Below are 18,495 nucleotides of genomic sequence, written 5' to 3'. Positions count from 1 at the left end.
ATATGTCCTATCGCACCGTTGCTCATGTTGGCTCGTATCCGCCCTGTCGAACAGATCAACATCTTTTCAAAAAAAAACGAAAAACAATCAGCCCTTTCGCTTCCCTTAAGGAAGTCGGAAGGGCTGTGTTGTTCCTGTCCACGTTACCTAGTGCCTCTATTCGATTCACACGCAAGAAGCCGCTTGATTTTGAAGATGGGTATTCGGCACCATCACGGTCAGGATCCTAAGCGGCCGTCGTTCGCCGGGGCAACCTCAAACTTCAGCCCCCGTAAAGACCCCCGTCATTTCGGCTCAACCTCGTTCAGCGTCATTCGGTATTCCAAATCCTTCATGTACGTCCCATCCGCATGCCGGAAGATCATTCCGATCGCCAAATCTCCGCCCGTTCCGCGAACAATCGCGATCAGCCGGTTAAGTCCTCCCGCCAGGGTAATCTCGCGTTCCGGATTCGGGACCCGTTCGCCGTTCAAATAGATAACGTACGGCGCGCCGGTCTGAATCTGCAGTCGTCCCGCGCGAGGCGCTGCGGATTCACCCGGCACCCATACGAAGCAGCTCAAAAACCACGGATCCTTGCCCGCATCCCGGATGAGCAAAGCTCCATCCGCTCTCCTGCGCTCTTTTTTCTGCATCCAGCCGTAAAGGCCCTCTCCTAAATTGTTCAGCGAAAAATCAGGATCGGTATAATATGCCTTCATCGCTTCGTAGTCGGCATAGGTCGGGCAGGGCAGCGCCATGACCGCCTCCACGGACCATGCCCCGTCATCCTTCTCGCTCTCAAGGAAGCCGTCGTCAAAGTCCGCGCCAAGATTGGCCAACAAACGTGCGTACAGCCTTCGTGCCTTGTCGCTGTCAGCGTCAAGCGACAGCTGTGAGCACAGGATGGAGCCGCCGCCCGCCTTGACCTCGATCAGGAATGCCCCGGATCCGCGCGCCTTGCTGCGATTCAGCTCAACCAGCGCGAGGCGGCTGTACTCCGAAGTGTAGCCGTTCACGAAGTAATCCTTCCAGGCGGTCCCTTCGACGCTGGCCAACAATGTCGTTGCTTCCTGCACCTCCAGCCGGTGCGAGGCTAGCGGCCGGTTGGCGGCGTCCCGCGGCGACAGAAACACTTTGTCAAAGCCGAACAGATCAACCGGACTGAAGCCGCTCACCAGCTCCCCGGCGTCGCCCGCAGCCAGATGGAACGTTTCATGCGGCTCCACAAGCACCGGCCGGCCCAGCAGCCGGGCAAGCGCCTCCTGGTCGCAAGGCTCCGCCGGCAGGACAAGCACCCGTCCACCGGCTTCGGCATAATGCCTGATTGCCTCGGCGAGACCAGGGGCATCGAGCAGGCAAGCCTCTACAACCAGCATGCGGAGATCTTTTGCAGATTGGGCAAAGCCGTCACCTTCACCAGCCGGTGCAGATTCCATGAGCGCCTCGGCATCAAGCAAAGCGCAGCGCAGCTGCAGCTTGTCGAGAAATGCCGCAGCCTCTCCGCCAGGCCGAACCAACGCGCCTGAGGGCCCAGCGTCATCCCCGGTTAATCCATCTGCGCGGCCCGCGTAAGCAAGCAGGTTGCGAAGCAGCAAGCAGGCTTGCGGAGCACGAGCGATATTGGCCATCAGCTCCAGCTGGTTCGCCAGCAACAAGCCGCGGCCGTTTCGGTATTCCAAGATCGGGGTCCATAGATCCCCGCCGTCGCCGAAATCGCCTGCGCCGCATTCCAGAAGCATGGTGAAATCCCCGGCTGCCGGCTTCTCGAATGCTGCGCGAATGATCGGCAGCGGTCCTTCCTCGCATAGCTCCTCCTGCCAGAACATTAAGTCCTCGTCTCCGATTCCCGACAGAACCGGATGGCGGTAATCGCCAGCATGGGCACGAAGGAACGGTCTTCGCGACAGCGTTAGCCGTCCCAGCGACAGCCCGGTCTGCTCCAGCATCACCAGATGTCCGCCTCGAGCAACGAAGTCTTTCAGCAAATCCTCGAGCGAGCCGTCCGGGTCCACCGTCCTGCTGCCGATGATGAGCAAGCCAGCGGCCGGCAGCTGGGCGATCGCCTCCCGATCCACCCGTTCGCAGCCGGGAACGAGCCTGCGGAGGATGTCGTAATCCTCTTCCGATCCCCAGTAGGCGGCCGGACGTTCGACGTCGACGGGATCGCGGAGCAAACTGGCTGACACGAGCCGGAACTCTACGCGAAGCTCATGCATCCGCCGCCCGCCATGGAGCAGCACTGCCGAAAGCACGGCCACCCCTTCTCTCTTGACGGGTGCGGGAGTCCAGGTTATCCCGATTGTTCTAGATTCGGCAGGCTCTTGACGGAAGGCGAAGACCTGCTCATGAACGACCGCCTCTCCCTGTATGATCTTGCATTCAATCCGTACCTCTTGCTCCGAGAGCGTATCATTGAAGACGTCAAAATGTCGGGTGATGGGCGCATCATCATAGAAGCAGCGATTATATTCAGACGCGAACATCGTGACCGGCTTAAACGCCTCGGCCATGATGGCGAACGCCGGATTGGGCGCGTACATCGGATGATCAGGCAGCAGTCCGTTGTTGATCGTCAGCGAATAAGCCGGGATCCTTCGGGGCATTACACCGGGCAAGCCCGGTACCGATGGCGGAACCGCAGCATCGCGCTCCGGCATCGCCCTCATGAAGTAATGCGCGAAATTGAACGTCGATATGCCGGAGACGCCTTGCCGCCGCGCATACTCTACGAATAAGCGCTCCTTCTGAGCCAGTCCTGCCGCACTCTCGTCTGTATCCCGGTATGCCCTCAGCCCAACATACTGGCTGCTGTTCTGCGGACAGATGTACCACCATCCTCCGTGTTCGCCGTAGGTCAGCGGAACGGACCGGTCCCACTGAGCTATCGTGCCGTCGATGTTGTAATGTCGGCTTTCCACCTCCGTATGCGCTTTGGGCAGCAGCCGGTTGTCTCCTTCGGCGACGATCGGTCGCGTTGCGTCCAGTTCCCGGATCGCTTGGATGAAGCAGGGCATATGCAGCTTGTAACCGTCCCGTCCGTCCACCCAGCGCATTTCGTTCTGGAGGCTCCACATGATGACCGACGGGTGATTCTTGTCCCGGCGAACGAGCCGCAAAACATGCATGCGGCAGTTGACTATATAGTCGGAATGGTCGGCAAGCATCGATTTGGCCGATCCATATATTGCCGTTTCGTCGACGATCAGCATCCCTTCTTCGTCGGCGATCCGCACGTAATCCTCCGGATACGGCTCGGCATGCAGACGAACGCTGTTGATCCCGACGGAACGGCACATCCGGTACCAATTACGGATGTACGCTTCCGTCTGCTGCAGCCCGCCTTGAAAATGCCATGAATCGCCGCGAAGCCGGATCGGGATGCCATTCAGCATAAACCGCGGGCCTTCGCACCAAAACTCGCGGAAGCCAAACACTTCAACACGTTGATCGACAACCTGCCCGCCATCCAGCAATTCAACTTCGGCCGCATACAGAAACGGCGTATCCGGGTCCCACAGCTTGGCATCCCGCCAATCCAGGCTGAAAGCGGCACGGTAAACAGCTCCGCCGCGATCGTTTACGCACAGCCGGAGATGTGAAGCCGCTTCAAAAACGAAGTGCTCCGCCGGCCGCTCCGCTTGAAGGACCGGCGGTCCCCCTTGGGCGAGCCCTCTTCGAGCCGTGCCGCTCCCGTGCTCGAGCATCTCACCCTCCGTGCCCGTTCCTCCGAGCGTGCAAACCTGCAGCGGTTTGCCATCATCAGCCGCTTGCCGGCCGCTCCCGCTGCCAGGGAAATCTCGATGCTTCAGAAGCTGATCATCCCGCTGCGATATCACTCCGATTTCCCGGATATTCACTCTGACGCGGAGCGAGTCTGAGGCCGCCTCCGGATCGGTTGTTCCGGCCAACACATCCAGCTCAAACCGGCCTTTCCTGATTGATGTACGGATCGTAACATCCTCTATGGATAGGGGAGGATAGCTCTCCAAATATATATCCTGCCATATCCCCCGGGCGACATTGCCAAACCATGAGCCCGTCAGACCTGTCACCTTCTCCATGCCAGACGGGAGCGTCACTTTGTCGAAGCTTCCGCATACGACATGGAGATGATGCTCACGCCCCTGGCCGACCTTAGGCGTAATATCTAATCGCAGCGGCAGATAGCCGTCTTCCCATACGGCAACTTCTTCCCGATCGAGAAAGATGACGGCCTTTTGCATAATGCCGTCCAGGCGCAGCACGATTCGCTGCCCGGCCATGTCCTCGGGAATCCGAAAGCTTCGATGCAGCACGCCAGCCTCCGCTTCGTCCCATTCTTTCGGGTAGCCGTAAAGGTCCATCGGAGCATATCCGTGCTCGGGAATTTCACCGAACGTTCTGCCATTCGCCTGTCTGTAGGACCGCCGCCAGCTGGATGGGACTTGCACCCGCCGCGATTCGTATACAAGCTCATCCGGCAGCCGCCTCCACTGCGTCTGGCCATACAACGGCATAAAATCCCATTCCCCGTTCAGACACACCCGATTACGCATCGTTCATTCCCTTCCTTTCATCATAAACTCGCAAGTCAAGCACTAACTCCAGCTCCCGCCAAATCTCCTGTCCAGCTGGAACATCCCCCCATTTGATGAAATGCGGCTCCATCACCTCTGCCCAATTGTCCGGTCGAAGCTTCGTGTTCAGCTTTCCTTCGTACGGGGCGGGCTCGATCGTGGCCGGGAGCTCGGAATAGAAGAAGAGCACCGTCTCGTGCATGCCGATGATCCCATACTTGTCACCGTCGCCCGGCCGCTCTTCCTGGTATTGATAATGGTAATACACGTAGCTTGCAGCCTCTTCCGGCTTTAAACGAGCGATCCTTCCGTACGGCAAGCTGCTTTCGTTCCTGCGCTTCCAGTGCAGCTCCGAAACGGGGGATTGATAATGAAAAATATCGATCATCGGCGCCCACCTCCGTCCCGGTTCTGCGCCGGGCCATGCCGCCAGCCAGGCATCGGCTTCCGGCAGCAAGCTTTCCGGGCGTACCGGCCCGCGTAGGCATTCGTAATATAGGAACAATCCGCTTCCGTTCGCAAACAAGCTCATTCTGGATACATGCTGACGTTCCATGGCTTTCTCGGCCGCAAACCTAATCCGCTCCTCGCGTAAACCGGAAACGGCGTCCATGTTCCCGATTCCCTCGGCTCTATATAAGCAGCGCTTCATAACACACCTCCAAACGTGAATTTATGAGTTAGCCACTGTCACAGGAATTGTGTCTGCTACAAACTTCACTTGCCCGATTTCGGATATAAAAGGCGCTGCCCCCCGATCGCGAGAGGAAGCGCCGCATTTAAGACACCACGGTGAAGCGAATGTTGTCAAACAGCATATAATCGAAACCGCTCACGTAAAAGCCCACTTTCCCGGATGGCCTGTGATTCGGATCAGTGCCGGCCAGTCTTGATTCGCCGTCGACGTAAACCGCAACGTCTCCGTCCTTCACGATAATCTTGACTGCATATTCCGTGTCCGGCTGAAGGTCCCGATGCGGCAAGGCGGACTCGGCGATCTTCTGCCAAGCCGTATCATACAGGATCCAGGCGGATGTTCCATCCGGACGCGTACGATAGCCGATTCGAGTCGAGCCGTTGGCATCCTGCCGATCAAAGACATACATCGTGCCGTCGTCCGGCATGGAAGCCGGGGTCTTCAGGGTGAAATCAAGCTCATACGATTGGAAAGCCCTGTCCAGCAGCCCTGTTGCCCCGTTCAAAATTTTGTAGCGCCGATTGCCGTCCGGATCCGCAGCGATACTCCGGTTCGGGTCCACCGGCCAGCCATTGCCGCCCGTCTCGAAGTCGGTCTCGTGCATGATGCTCGAAACAGTTACCTTGATATCCGCTTTGACGAGCGGGTTGATGACGGATACGGCCGTGACGTTCGTAACGCCTTCATATACGGCGCTGACGACCCCCGTATCGCTCACCTCCGCTACGGCCGGATCGGCGGATTGCCAGATCACGCCGGTGTCCGGGGTGCCGGCGGGGTCGAACGTCAGCTCAAGCTGCCGCTGCTCCCCGGCGGCAAGCCGCACTTCGCGTTCCGAAGGAATAATGCCGGCCAGCTCCGTCGTCAGCGCTTTGAACCGGATGTCGTCAAACAGCATGTGGGTGACGTTGTTCACGTAGAATCCGACCTTGCCCGCCTCGTTATGGCCGGGATCAGCAGCCTTCAGGCGGAATTGGCCGTCCACGTACACGCTGATCTCGCCGCCATGCACAAGGATTTTGATCTCGTACTCCGTATTCGGCTTTAAATCGTGGCCGGGCAGCTTCACTTCGTGAAGAATCGTCCAAGCGGCGTTATACAGCAGCCAGGATGATGAGCCGTCTGGGCGGGTTTTGTAGCCGACGCGGGTAGAGCCGCTGCCGGCCTGGCGGTCGAACACGTACAGCGTCGCGTTTTCCCCGATCGACTCCGGCGTCTTCAGCTTGAAGCTCAGCTCATAATCGGAAAAGGTTTTGGCGCTTAGACCGGTAGCGCCATTAAGAATTTTGTACCAGCGGTTGTCCCCTTCCTTGACGATGCTGCGGTTCGCATCCTGCGGCCAGCCGTTAGCCCCTGACTCGAAATCGGTGAAATCCATGATGCCGTCTCCGGCCTCGACCGTAACGTCCACCGTTGCCGTGAGCTGCGGATTCTCCGCCGATGCCACCGTAATGACCGTCTGGCCGACCTCCTGACCTGTAACGATGCCGTTATCGTCGACCGCAGCGATGGCGGGATCCGCCGATGTGAAGACCAGCTTCGGATTATCGGCGTTCCATGGCAGAACCGCCGTCCGCAGCTTTACCGTTTTCCACCGGTCCACCGTAACCTCGTCGTCATAAACCACGACGCCTTCGACCGGGTATCCGTCCGGGCTGTTGGTCGTGCCCGCTTTCCCGTGGATGCCGATCTCATGGAACGGGATATCGGGAAAGCCGGGTATCGCCTCGAATACTTGAGCATCCGGTCGAAGCGACAGGTCGCCTCCCGCCAAGTTGACGAAGCCGGGATCCTCGTCGGTTACCCAGTTATCCGCATATTGGACAAGATTGAATTTGTCGTACGCGCCTTCCTCGTTCGTCGTCGAACTGCGTGGTACCGTCGGATTGTAGACGACGTTGCCGTGGAATGTATTCGTATCCGGATAATAGCGGTTTTCCGTGAAAAAGTTCGCGAGTTCCGGATACTTGGCCAGGTACGGCGTGCCGACAAAGTCGTTGTTGGCTTCGAACAGCGCCCTCCATTTCGGCATGTAATTCAGCGGCACCTGATCATCCGGCTCGTCGCCGAGGAACAAGTCGGCATAGTCGTACGGAACCTTGCTGTCTACGAATATATTGTTGCGGGTCAAGATATGGGCCCCGCCGTTATTTTTGATCGCCGAGTTGCCCATTTTGTAGAATATATTCTCGTCGATCTTCAGTCCCATCGTGAAGTTGTCGGGATAGACGCCTTCAACGCCAGGCTTGCTCTCCCCGATATGGTGGAAGTAATTGCGGCGGATGACGGTGCCGCGCTGCTGCGGCGTCTCGCCCGCGTTCATATAAATGGCGCCGAGATCGGAGAACGTTTTGCATACGTCGTAAATGTTGTTGTACTCCACCAGATGATCATTGCCGAATATCAGCACGCCGGGATGCGGTGCGTCATGCAGCTCGTTGTTCGACATGCGGTTGCCCACTCCGGACAAGAGCACGCCGGGGTTGTAAGCTTTATGATAATAAGCGAAGTCATGAATGTGCGAATTCTCCACCGCGTTGTTGCCCGGAGCGAGGGTAGTCTTGTCGCCACCGGTGAGCGTAACGGCAGTGCCCCCGATATGATGGATGTGGGTGTTCTCGATTTTATGATCTGTTCCCGGCACTCCGGCAAAGTCGTTATAATGGAATCGGCTCTGGGTGTTCACCAGCACGCCGCTGTTGGTGAAATTGCGGATTTCGCTTTGCAGAATGCGCATGTGGCTTCCGCCCATGAACACAACCGCCGAATCGCGCCCATTCTCCAGAATAAGCTCGGAGAAATCAATATAGGATGCATCGATCGCATTGATCATCGGTGTTTTCAGCATCGTTACTTCAATGGATGGATCGGCGGTCATAAATTCGGCGTTCGGCAGAAAATACAGCTTCCCGGTTTGGCGGTCGATATAATACTCGCCTGGCATATCGATCTCCTCGAGCAGGTTTTGCGCAAAATGGAAATCCGGGTACCAATTCTTGAAGATGCCGCTCATCTCGCCGTAACGGAGCGTTATGCTCTTGGCTTCCGTGTCGATGGCGGCGATTTGGTTGTAGGACCATTCCCAGCTATACCCGAAAATGCCGTCCAGCCAAATATCATCCGCCTGCGTCCAATATTGCGGCCTGTCATACGTGTAAGTGAAAGTGCCGCCCCGCTTATGAACCTCCCCGTCCGGACTTTTTCGAGTCGGTCCGGGATCGAGGATTTCGTCCATTTGCACCGTTCCCTCGTTCGGCCAGCGCGCCAATGTCATCCCTTCCCCACCGACGTACAGCTCCATCGGCGGAACCTTGCTCAAATCGTTGGCCAAATAATATCCGTGCCGGCTCATCTCTCCGTAATCCGTGATGCCGAGTGAAGCCAGGTCGGCGACCAGGACTTTGCTTCTGGCCTCCTCGCTAATGATGCGATTCAAAATGGCCGTGTCGGTAACCGGAACGAACGCGGATTTCTCAAGCCTCCTTGAGCCGGACAATATGACCGTCTCACCCGGATAAGCCGTGTACGTGATCGGCTTGCCGGCTTCCCCCGAATCCTGGGCGTTCAGCTCGAAGCTTGCCGTCCGCTCGTAATGCCCTTCGCGAAGATAGACCGTGACGCCTCCCCTCGGCAGCCCTTTCTTTGCTTTCAGCGCCCGGATGGTATCCCGCGCTTTTTCCAACGTTCGAAACGGTTTGTTCTTCGTCCCTTTGTTCGAATCACTTCCGTCCGGAGCGACGTAATAGGCCGTCCCGTGCGGATTGCCGTAGGCCGATGCCGTGTCGGTCATCAGTGCAAACGGATGCAGCGCGAATAGCAGGCTTGCAGCCAGCGCAGCAAGCAAAAGCTTTTTCATCATTTGCTCTCCTTCCTCCAAGTGGGGTACGGACAGCCATACCGCGAAGCACGGCATAGTCGTCCCAGGACAGCAGGTTTCTCTCGGGCGCTTAGGTGCCTATCCCTTAACGTTTGTCCGGGCCGACGATTATTTCAAGCCCTTCTCTTTCAGGAATTGCTCAAATTGTCGCGTCACCTCCTCCACATACCGATCTTCACCCGCTTCCTTCAGCTTGCCGTACAGCACGGGCCAAGTCTCCTCGAAATCAAGCGTGCCGGTCACGAGCCCCCGCTTGTATTCGCCCCATACGGCGTTCAGGTTGGCGATCTCCGTGCTGACCGGCTCCGAATTGAACTTGAAAGCACCCACCGGGTTAATTTCGGAGCTCGTGTTGATTTTTTTCGTTTCCTCCCAAATGTTTTCCGGCTGTCCTTCCTTCAGGTAGGAATTGAAGACGCTGCCGAACACCCAATCCATGTTCGGGCGGTATCTGGAATCCGCCATCGGCTTGATGTACTCGCCGCTCAGCTTCTCGTAATGTACGCCCTCCAAGCCGTTGCACAGCAGATTGTAAAGCTCCTTGTCGGTGTTGATCAGATTCAGCAGCATCATGGCCCGTTCCGGATTTGGCGAAGTGCGGCTGATCGACTGATTGGTCGTCGCCGAATAGCCGTTGGAGAACCAATCGCTAAGCGGGATGATGACGACGTCGTTGCCGCCGTTCTTCGCTTTCACTTCCGCCTCGACGCCCGGCTTTAACGTGACGTCGAACTCTACCGCAATCTGGCCTTTGGATTGATAGTCGGTCATTTTTTCCGTAGCGGCGTCCTTGTGGATGTAGCCAAACTTATACCACTTGCTGGCCAAACGGAAATTATCCAGCTCCTCCTCGGGGTAGCGGTAAAGCGTATAGGTCGGGTCATCTGTTTTGATGTAGAAGTGATCGTCCAGTCCCGGAACGACCCAATACTCATCATCATGCGCCTGAGGGTTGACGAATGAGCCGCCGAACAGGCCGATCGGAATGATGCCCGGCTCGTTTTGCTTGATTTGTTCGAGGAACGGCTCGATATCCGCTATGCTTTTAATTGTCGAAGGATCCAGGCCGTATTTATCGGCAAACCGCTTTTGTACGATGAACCCGTAACGCGAACCGTTGATCTGCTGATTCGGGACGCCGTAAATTTCCCCGTCAACCGAAAGGCCCTCCCACATGACCTGCGGAACGTCCGCTTTCAGCTCCGGCGCGTATTGGTCCAAGAGCCCGTTCAGCGGCTGAATGGCACCCTTGCGTACCAGCTCCTCCGGTTTCAGCATGTAGCCGGTCCACAGGATATCGAACTTCTCGCCCGCAGCCAGAACGGTGTTCATCTTCTGCACGTAATCCCCCAGGGCGACCGGCATCAGCTTGACGGTGGCGTTCAGCTTTTCTTTGACGATTTTGTTGATCTCCTCTTCGACCTTCTTCTGGTCCGGCTGAAGCTGAAGCAGCGGATAATACCATGTGAGCTCGACGGGCTCAAGCCCGCTTGTTCCGCCTGCCTCCGGCGTTGTTCCTTGCGCTTCCGGCGTTCCTCCGCCGTCCGTGCCGCTTCCGCCATTCCCGCCGCAGCCGGCGAGCGCGGTCATCGCGATCAAGGCGATCGCCAGCAGCCCTAACAGTCTTTTTTTCATGACATGACCTCCTACACGTTTATTGGTTGTTCTATGTTAACCCTTGAGGGAGCCAACCGTAAGCCCTTTCACGAAAAATCGCTGGAAAAACGGAAAGATGACCAGCATCGGCCCGCCGGCCAGCACCGCAATCGCCATTCTTGCCGAATTGTTCGGAAAGCTGGATAGATCGATCCCCAGCTGCTGCGTAAATTCCGAATTGGAGGTGATGAACTCGATGCTGGACAACGTCCGCACGAGCAGCAGCTGCAGCGGCACCTTGTTCGGATCGTCGATGTACAGCATGGCGTTAAACCACTCGTTCCAGTACGTAAACGATATCAGCAACCCGAGCGTGGCCAGGGCCGGTGTGGACAGAGGCAGAATAATCCCGAAAAAGATGCGGAGCTCCCGCGCGCCGTCGATTTTCGCGGATTCCACGATTTCCAGCGGAATTTTGGACATGAAGCCTTTCATGACCATAATGTTGAACGGGGACAGCAGCACCGGAAGAATCAGAGCAAGCAAGCTGTCTTTCAAATGCAGGTACTGCGTGATCAGAATGTAGGAAGGAACGAGGCCTCCGCTGAACAGCATCGTGAAAAAGACGTAAAACGTTGTCGCCCGGTTGTAGCGGTAATCCGGCCTGGAAATGACGTATGCGGTCATCGCGGTAAGCAGCAGACCCGCCAGCGCTCCGATCACGGTCACCGTGACCGTTACCCCGTATGACCGCAGCAGAATGTCGGGTGCATCCAGAAGGTAGCGGTACGCCTCCAAGCTGAAGGATTTGGGCAAAAACTGATACCCGTTTTCGGTGAGCGACGCTTCGTCGGTGAAAGACACGGCGATAACAAGCAGGAACGGAAGGACAACCGCCAAGGAAAGCAGGGCAAACAGCAAGTGAATGATCATTTTGGAAAGCTCGAACTTTTTAGGCACCGGGTGTCTCCTCCTTTCTTACCACAGGGAATGGTCGGGATTGATTTTGCGCACGATTCCGTTCGCGACAAGCACAAGCACGAAGCCGACCACCGACTGGTAAAAGCCCGTAGCCGCCGACATGCTGACATTGCCGATCTCGCGCAGCGCCCGGTACACGTACGTGTCGATAATATCCGTGGAGCCGTACAGGAACCCGGAGTTGTTCGGAATGAAGTAATGCAGACCGAAATCGCCGCGGAACATGCTGCCGATTGAGAGAATCAATAGGATGATGACCAGCGGGGCCAGCAGCGGGACGGTAATTTTGGCAGCCATCTGCCACTTCGTCGCCCCGTCGATGCGGGCCGCTTCGTAATACTCGCTGTTAATGCCGATAATGCCGGCGAAATAGATGAGCGTGTTGAACCCGACCGCTTTCCATAAATGGACAAGGATGAGGATTGCCGGCCACGCCTCGGCCGTCTGGTACCAGCTGACCGGATCGATGCCGAACATCTGCAGGGTCCGGTTGATGAAGCCGTCGGAATGGTTCAGGAAGGCGTAGGCCACGTATCCGACGAGCACCCATGACAAGAAGTGCGGCAGGAATAAAGCGGTCTGATAAAATTTGCTCCATTTCGCCCGGATCTCGTTCATAAAGATCGCCAGCAGCAGCGCGGCCACGGTCGTCACAACGATGTAAGCGGCATTGTACAGCACGGTGTTGCGTGTGATACGCCAAGCCGTATCGGTCGAGAACAGATAGCGGAAGTTCTCCAATCCTACCCATTCGCTGCCAAATATGCCGAGATCGTAGCGGTAATGCTTGAAGGCAATGATCAAGCCGACCATCGGAATATAAGCAAAAATCAACTTATACAAAATCCCCGGCAGGGAGAGCAGGAACAGCTCCCGATTGTTCCGAAAATGCTGCAGCTCCCTGCGTATCACCGACTTTCGCTTACGTGCCCCTGGGGGCGCGGGCGTCCGTTCGGGTTCCGGAACCGACCGGTGAGCCGTCCCGGTCTCGACCGATCGTGAAACATTGTTCAACATAGCCAAAGCCCCTCTCTTTCGTTATGCGCTTCTCGCCTGCATCCCAGGCTTTGCATGTTTAACGATAGCGCAAGCCTCGGCCTTGCGTTACTGTACATTTTTTGGATAGCTGTACGGGCGGACTGTAGGGATTCCCGATTGCTGTACAGCTGCCTGTAAGGATTCAGGTTTACTGTACAGATGTCCTCTCCCTTCGAAAGGGTGCAGGACGAACCGGGCTAAGGCACAGAAGACGGCCGAATTGAAGACAAGGGCATGCCAAAAACCCGCAAACGGTCATCTTCATTTGCGGGTCGTATGGAAAGCTGCCGATTCTCGGATTAAGTGCTGCGGTCGATGGCCGACTTCAGGCGGTACTCCTTCGGTGTCGTGCCATAACGGCGCTTGAACAGCCGATAGAAATAGCTTTCATTGCCGAAGCCCACCTTCTCCATAATTTCGGCTACGGTCAAATGCTGCTGTTCCAAATAATGCTGAGCCCGGGCCAGGCGGGTAGCGTTAATCTGGTCGACGACAGTCGTTCCCTCCTGGGCTTTGAACACCTGTCCCAAGTAGACGGCGCTCATCTTCAGCATGTCGGCAATCTTCTGAACGTTGAGGTCCGGGTCGGCGTAATGCTTGTCGATCATCTCTTTGACAGTGTCAGCCAGCAGACGGTTCTTATCTTCGCGGGCGCTGCGCCGCTGCTCGAACACATCCCGAACGACGTCAAGAAGAACGCCCTCGATCTCGTCCAGCGTCTCTTTCTCGAGAATGCGCCGATTGATGGCCTGCAGATCGACCGATACCGGGTTCAGATTATGGTTATTCATTTCGCTCAGCGTATGGCTCAGGGTCATCGTAAGATGGAGCAGCGCCGAGAACATGTTGTCAAAGCTGAGCTCGCCAAGCAGCTCCCGCAAGCTTCGGATGGCTTGCTCCGTCTCGTCGGGATTCCCGCCTTTCAGCCCTTCGGTCAACCGGCGCTCCAGCTCCTTCGGAATGCCGAACGACGGGTTCCGTTCGTTTCGGATGATCATCTCAGGCCGAATCACCGCTCCTTTGCCAAAAATCATACGGTAGCTGGCATGCTTCTGGGCTAGATGGTAATGCTTCGTCAGCTGACGGTAATCCTCGAACGTTTCGCTCAGCGTTACGGTAAACGTGATCCGATAATAGCGGAGGATCGTTTGCTGTAGCTCCCTGAACCGTTCATGCAGCGATTCGAGCGTCGCTTGTTCGCCGCCTGCGATAAAGACAAGATGGCCGCTCTTCATATCCGCAGCTTCACACGTTCCGCCGCGCGAGAGCAGCTCCTGGCCGATGTTCGCTATGGCGAAGTAATACAGCGACTCGGACTGCGAGCCCGGCTGCCGCGCCAAGCCCTGCAGATCGTCAATCTGCACGAGCGCTAACCGCAGCGGCGAAGGAAACGCGATATCCATTCCGTACTGATCCTTGATGCGCAGGAAGGCAGCTTCGTCCATGCTCTCGCTGTGACTGATCAAACTCCGCATATGATATGCCTTGGCGATATTCCACTGTGAGAGGCGCTCCTGCTCCAGCCCCTTGAGCTTGCCGATCATTTCCGTAACATTCTCCGTGATGAGCGACAGCTCATCCTTCGCTTTGGCGTGACCGCGTCCGTCGTGGGGAACGAGTGTGAGCAGCCGACCGACCGGCTTATACAGCCGCAGCGAAATGAATACCGACAGGAGTAATGCCAATAGGGACACGGAGAAGGTGACGGTTATTTCCGTCCACCTCATTTGCCGGACGCTCCCGAGCACGTCATCATAGTCCTGCAGGCTGATGATCTGCCAGTGGTTCAAGCCTTTGCTCAAATAGGTGACCTTGTATTTTTTCTCCCCCTGCTCATGAATAAAGGAGCCCGGCGTGTTTTCCGCTGCGCCCATGCGTCCGAGCAGATCGTTCTTGATGTCCAGTCCGTCCGGCAGTGTGCGATCCCCCGCCATCAGCACTTGCCCTTCGCCGTCGGTGACGAACAGAACGTCGTCTTCCCGTTCAGCCACACGATTAAGCGCTTTCACATTGTCAAGCATCCACCCCGGCTTCACCGTCAAGATGAGCGCGTTGCGATTGACCGAACCGAGACTCGGTCCGTCGTAGACAAAAAAAGCAAACACATCGACGCCTTCCTGCTCCCCATCAAGATCGAGCGGGATGAGCTGCAGCTTCGGCAAATCGGCACGGGAAGCCATATACGCTTCCAGTGCTCCGTACAGGACGCTCGTGTCCATGTCGTGGCTTAGCGACGAGAAGAACCGGCTCTGCTTGCCGTTGTAAAAAACGGCTGCATGCAAATACGGCGATGCGGCAACCGTCCGGTTGAGCCGCTCAAACTTTAAGATGCTTTGCTTATAGTCCGACCCGGATTTGAGCGCGATCAGCTCCTCGTCATTGTACAACGAGACCGCCAAATCCTTCACGATGCCGTTCATGTTCTCGATATTGTAATCGATTTGGGTGAGCAGCTTGCGATCGGCTTCATTCTGCAGGCTTAACACCTTATCGCGTGCAGATGCATTCAGGAGTAAGGAAGCCACGGCCAGCATCGCGACAACGAGCATAAAACTTAACAAGATCCGCTGCAAATATTTGCGAGAGCGGAGCGTCTGCAGCATGTTCATTGGACCACTCTCCATGCATAAGTTGGGTGGCTTTACTATAAGCCTGCGGGAAAATCGTTGTCAATCGGGATTTTCGGCCCCGCCTCCCCTTCATCCCGCTGCCGCTGCAGCATCCGCCGATACGCCCCCGGCGTCACACCATGCTTGGCGGTAAATAGGCGAGTCATGTAATTGGCATCTCGAATCCCCACCCTGTACGCGATCTCGGAAATGCCAAGCACCGTGCCGCCCAGCAGTTTCTTGGCCTCCTCCAGGCGCAAATGCAGCACGTATTGAAGCGGCGTTTTACCGATATGCTTTTTCATGCATCTCGCAATATAGCCTGCCTGGAAATGCAGCTCCTCCTCGAGCGACGCTCTGTCGAACGGCTCCTTCCAATGTTCATTCAAATATGCAACGGCAGCCCTGGCCAGCCGTTCGGAGGGCTCGGGTGCAGACGTCCGCGCGCATTCCGCCTGCAATGCGGCGAACAGTTTGGCGAGCAGAAGATGGAGCAGAATCGCGTTTTCCCCGTTCAGTCTGTTATGGGTATCGTTCAACCCGCGGAGGATCGGCTCGATCGCCTGCACGTCCACAGCGGCAAACTTCGGTAAATACATGCGCTGCTGCGCTGGGGGCTCGACGTCCTCGACCGTGCCTTTGGACAGCAGCACGGACCAGGGAATGTCTTCTTGCCGGATGCGCGTCGCAGCATGCCCATGGATGAAATGCACCCAGTAAATCTCCGTATCCTCTTCGCAGGATCGATGCCCGATATGAGGCAGGCCCGCCTCCAGCACAAGCAGCTTGCCCGGGCTGATCTCGTATTCGGTTCCCTCTTCGGTCATATAGAACGTTCCCCTCGTAACCAACAGCAGGTCATAGACGCCGAAGGTGCGGGCGAAGTGCCGATCTCCCGGCTTCCATACGGCATGTCCCGCCGTCACGAATTGCGGCAGCGGCGGAATCGCGAATTCAAGGCATAGCAAAACAGCAGGCTCCTCTCTCGCATAAGTTCATTTTGTGCTAGTCAAAGTCTATATTATCACTGGTTCGAAGGCTGGAAAAGAGTTACATTGGAGCACAAGAAACCGTTCTCATGAATATGCAAAGGGGCTGACCACGCATGCGATTCCGTCAGGTTCATCTCGATTTTCATACGTCGGAGGCCATTCCGGGCATCGGAAGCCGCTTCTCCAAATCCCAGTTCCAGAACATGCTTCGATTGGGGCACGTCGACTCCATCACGGTCTTTTCAAAATGCCATCATGGCTGGGCATATCACCCCAGCGAAGCCAACGAAATGCACCCTCATCTAGCCTTCGATTTGCTGGGCGAGATGATTGCTGCCGCGCATGAAATCGGCGTCAAAACGCCGGTATACCTATCGGCCGGCCTCGATGAAAAGCTGGCTCGCCGCCATCCCGAATGGCTGATTCGGGATGCGGAAGACCGGACGCGCTGGGTGAAGGATTTCATGACACCAGGCTATCACGAGTTCTGCTTCAATACACCTTACCTGGACATTCTGCTGGCGCAGATCCGAGAGGTTGTCACCCGCTATGATGCCGATGGCATATTCCTTGACATCGTCGGCATCCGTAAATGCAGATGCCAATACTGCGTCGCTTCGCTGCGGAATGCCGGTCAAGATCCGCGGGACGAAGCAGCCGTAGCTGCCTTGGGCGAGTCGATCTACCTGAATTATACCCGGCTTGTGCGGGAAACGGTGGACGCTGTGAAGCCCGGTCTTCCCGTCTTTCATAACAGCGGCCATCAACGCCGGGGCCGCCGCGACCTCGCCCATGTCAACAGCCATCTGGAGCTGGAATCGCTGCCGACCGGAGGCTGGGGGTACGACCACTTCCCCCTGTCGGCGCGTTATGCCCAGACGCTCGGCATGGAGTATCTCGGCATGACGGGAAAATTCCATACCTCCTGGGGCGAATTCGGCGGCTACAAGCATCCGAATGCGCTTCGGTTCGAAACGGCGCTAAGTCTCGCTCACGGCGCCAAATGCTCGATCGGCGACCAGCTCCATCCGTCAGGCTTCATGGATGAAGCAACGTATGCCCTGATCGGCGCCGCCTACTCGGAGGTGAAAGCCAGAGAACCGTGGTGCAGCGGCGTTGCATCCGTGGCGGACATCGCGGTCCTGTCGCTGGAAGCCGCTTGGGAAGCTTGCCCGGATGTCCGGAAGTCGGAGGACCGGACGAATCTGGCCGATGCCGGAGCTGTGCGCATGCTGAATGAGGGCCATTATTTATACGACATCGTGGATGCTGAAAGAGATTTCGGGCGCTACAAGGTGCTTATTTTGCCCGATGAAGTTCCGGTATGGCCGCAACTAGCAGAGGCCATCCGCTCATTTACCGATAACGGCGGCAAAATTCTGGCGACGGGACGTTCGGGCCTGAACCCGGCCGGCAACGCGTATATGCTGGATCTGGGGCTGGATTGGAAGGGAGCAAGTCTCTACCGTCCTTCCTATTTCCGTCCGGATTTTACGCCGGGTTCCCTGCTCCCCGCTTCGTATGTTATGTATGGCGAAGGACAGCAGGTCGAATTGAACGGCGGGCGGGCACTTGGCAGCCGGGAGCATCCATATTTCAACCGCGACGTTTTCACATTTTGCTCGCATATGCACACTCCAAGCGCTGGGGAGGACAACGGACCGGGTATGATCGAAAGTTCAAACGGGATCTACATGGCCTGGAATGTGTTCAGCGAGTATGCCGATAACGGTCACCTCATCCTGAAAGAGATGGTGCTCCATGCGCTCAGCCGCCTGCTCCCCCAGCCTTCCCTGCGATGTGATTTACCTGCCCGGGGCATTGCGACCCTCCAGTACCAAGGGACGGAGAACCGATATATCAACCACCTGTTGTATGCATCGCCGGTACTGAAAGGGCGGGTTGAGGTTATCGAGGACATCGTGCCGCTGCGGAACGTTTCGGTCGCCCTGCGTCTCCCCTCCTCCGCATTGGTCAAACGGGTGTATATCGCCCCTTCGATGGAGGAACTCCCTTTTGATACAAAAGCTAACGGTGAAATCAGTTACACCGTTCCGGTCTTGGAGAATCACCAGATGGTTATCTTGGCGTTAGCCTAACCACTTTCCTTCATTGTAAAAATCATATCAACACAATCCAGCCGCAGTCCCGAACACTGCGGCTGGAT

9 protein-coding genes are annotated in these 18,495 nt (G+C 56.6%); 1 reads left to right on the top strand and 8 read right to left on the bottom strand.

Annotated elements, in window-relative coordinates; genetic code table 11:
* Positions 1–284: 284 nt before the first annotated feature.
* The 8 genes from MKX76_RS04950 to MKX76_RS04915 all read right to left on the bottom strand — a co-directional run bounded on the left by MKX76_RS04950 (position 285) and on the right by MKX76_RS04915 (position 16,304).
* The gene (locus tag MKX76_RS04950) at positions 285–4,517 is read right to left on the bottom strand and encodes a glycoside hydrolase family 2 protein (RefSeq protein WP_341033122.1); all 4,233 of its coding nucleotides are present in this window, start codon (positions 4,515–4,517) and stop codon (positions 285–287) included.
* Positions 4,510–5,190 (bottom strand): hypothetical protein, encoded by a 681-nt coding sequence (locus MKX76_RS04945; RefSeq protein WP_341033121.1) that lies wholly within the window; start codon positions 5,188–5,190, stop codon positions 4,510–4,512. The genes MKX76_RS04950 and MKX76_RS04945 overlap by 8 nt, the downstream gene beginning before the upstream one ends.
* 127 nt (positions 5,191–5,317) lie before the next feature.
* Positions 5,318–9,094, bottom strand: coding sequence for an Ig-like domain-containing protein (locus MKX76_RS04940; RefSeq protein ID WP_341033120.1), 3,777 nt, complete (start codon positions 9,092–9,094; stop codon positions 5,318–5,320).
* A 126-nt stretch (positions 9,095–9,220) separates the two neighbouring features.
* Positions 9,221–10,747 carry an ABC transporter substrate-binding protein gene (locus MKX76_RS04935; RefSeq protein ID WP_213616622.1) on the bottom strand — a complete coding sequence of 509 codons (1,527 nt, stop codon included), beginning with the start codon at positions 10,745–10,747 and terminating at the stop codon, positions 9,221–9,223.
* 36 nt (positions 10,748–10,783) lie between these two features.
* The gene (locus MKX76_RS04930; protein ID WP_213616624.1) at positions 10,784–11,668 is read right to left on the bottom strand and encodes a carbohydrate ABC transporter permease; all 885 of its coding nucleotides are present in this window, start codon (positions 11,666–11,668) and stop codon (positions 10,784–10,786) included.
* 18 nt (positions 11,669–11,686) lie between these two features.
* Complete coding sequence (locus tag MKX76_RS04925) at positions 11,687–12,706, bottom strand: ABC transporter permease (protein ID WP_007128454.1); 1,020 nt, start codon at positions 12,704–12,706, stop codon at positions 11,687–11,689.
* 320 nt (positions 12,707–13,026) lie between these two features.
* Positions 13,027–15,336 carry an AraC family transcriptional regulator gene (locus MKX76_RS04920; RefSeq protein WP_341033119.1) on the bottom strand — a complete coding sequence of 770 codons (2,310 nt, stop codon included), beginning with the start codon at positions 15,334–15,336 and terminating at the stop codon, positions 13,027–13,029.
* Between the two features lie 35 nt (positions 15,337–15,371).
* Positions 15,372–16,304: an AraC family transcriptional regulator gene (locus MKX76_RS04915; protein ID WP_007128456.1), complete on the bottom strand. Its 933-nt coding sequence runs from the start codon at positions 16,302–16,304 to the stop codon at positions 15,372–15,374.
* Positions 16,305–16,441: 137 nt separating this feature from the next.
* Here MKX76_RS04915 and MKX76_RS04910 point away from each other — a divergent pair, with 137 nt between their 5' ends.
* Complete coding sequence (locus MKX76_RS04910; RefSeq protein ID WP_341033118.1) at positions 16,442–18,427, top strand: alpha-amylase family protein; 1,986 nt, start codon at positions 16,442–16,444, stop codon at positions 18,425–18,427.
* Positions 18,428–18,495 lie beyond the last annotated feature (68 nt).

Source organism: Paenibacillus sp. FSL R5-0810 (assembly GCF_038002285.1).
Lineage (GTDB): Bacteria > Bacillota > Bacilli > Paenibacillales > Paenibacillaceae > Paenibacillus_AQ > Paenibacillus_AQ lactis.
This window is presented reverse-complemented; position numbering and strand designations above follow the sequence as displayed.